At 72.1% G+C, this 1,308-nt stretch carries 2 protein-coding genes; both read right to left on the minus strand.

Annotation, left to right across the window (positions count from 1 at the left end):
- A partial coding sequence (locus ABZ281_RS49635; RefSeq protein WP_356665457.1) for an ABC transporter permease occupies nt 1–921 on the minus strand: 921 nt, incomplete at its 3' end.
- The coding region (locus ABZ281_RS49640; RefSeq protein ID WP_356665459.1) for an ATP-binding cassette domain-containing protein at nt 918–1,308 on the minus strand (391 nt) is incomplete at its 5' end. The genes ABZ281_RS49635 and ABZ281_RS49640, both read right to left, overlap by 4 nt.

The following is a 1,308-nucleotide window of genomic DNA, read 5'->3' on the forward strand; positions in this document are numbered from 1 at the left end:
GTTGAACAGCGGGACCGTCCAGAACTCGGCGCCCAGCTGGGCGATGCCGGTGAGACCGACGGCGAGGACGGCGACGGCGACGACGGTGCCCAGGGCGTTGGGCCGCCCGGGTTTGATCGCCGTGGAGCCGAGGAGAGCACCGACGAAGGCGGGCAGCAGGTAGTCGAGGCCCACGCTCGGGTTGCCGATCTGCTGCTGGGCGGCGAGCAGCACTCCGGCGAAGCCGACGATCAGGCCCGAGGCGGCGAACGCGTAGACGGTGTACCTGCGGGTCGGGATGCCCACCAGGTCGGCCGCGCGCGGGTTCGACCCGACGACGTACAGGTACCGGCCGAGCGGCAGCCGCTCCAGCACCAGCCAGAGCACGGCCGCGAGGGCGAGCACGTAGAAGGCGGGGACCGGCAGGCCGAGGAACGAGGAGTCGTAGAGGTCGGTGAACGCGGGCGGCAGGCCCTGCGGGCCGGGGACGATCCGCCCGCCGTCGGTGATCCAGCCGGTCACGGCGTACATCATGCTGCCGGTGCCGAGGGTGGCGATGAAGGAGTCGATCCGGCCGAACTCGACGACTACGCCGTTGAGGAAGCCGACGACCAGTCCCCCGGCGAGCACGGTGAGGCAGGCGAGCGGCCAGGGCCAGCCCGCGTTGACGACGAGCTGGAGCACCATCACGTGGGCCAGGCCGAGGCCGTAGCCGATGGAGAGGTCGAAGGCGCCGGTGACGACGGGCACCATGGCGGCGAGTGCGAGGACGGCCGGGATCGACTGGTTGGACAGGATCGAGTCGACGGTGTCCAGCGTGGGGAAGGTGTCCGGCAGGGCGAGGGAGAAGACCAGGTAGAGCAGGGCGGTGAGGACCAGCAGGCCGTAGGCGCCGATGTGATGGCCGCCGGGGCGGCGGTGCGGCCGGGGCGGCGGCGTCACGGGTGCCCGGCCGTGGACGGGGGCATGGCCGAGGCCGCCCGGGTGAGTCCGGCGATGGTGAGGGTGGGGCCGCTCAGTTCGGCCGTCACGGTGCCGCGCACGAAGACCAGCGTGCGTCGGCACAGGCTCGCCACCTCCTCGAAGTCGGTGGACAGCAGCAGCACGGCGAGGCCCGCATCCAGGGCCTCATGGAGCAGGCGGTGGATCGCGGCCTTGGCGCCGACGTCGACGCTCGCGGTCGGCTCCTCCAGGATCAGCAGCCTCAGATCCGTCCGCAGCCAGCGGCCGATCATGACCTTCTGCTGGTTGCCTCCGGAGAGCGTGGCGATGGGCGTCTCCGCCATGGCGACCATGCGGCGCAGGGCGTCCGGGCCCAGGTAGTCGTCG

The organism is Streptomyces sp. NPDC006265 (assembly GCF_040613555.1).
In the GTDB taxonomy this organism is placed as follows: Bacteria; Actinomycetota; Actinomycetes; order Streptomycetales; family Streptomycetaceae; genus Streptomyces.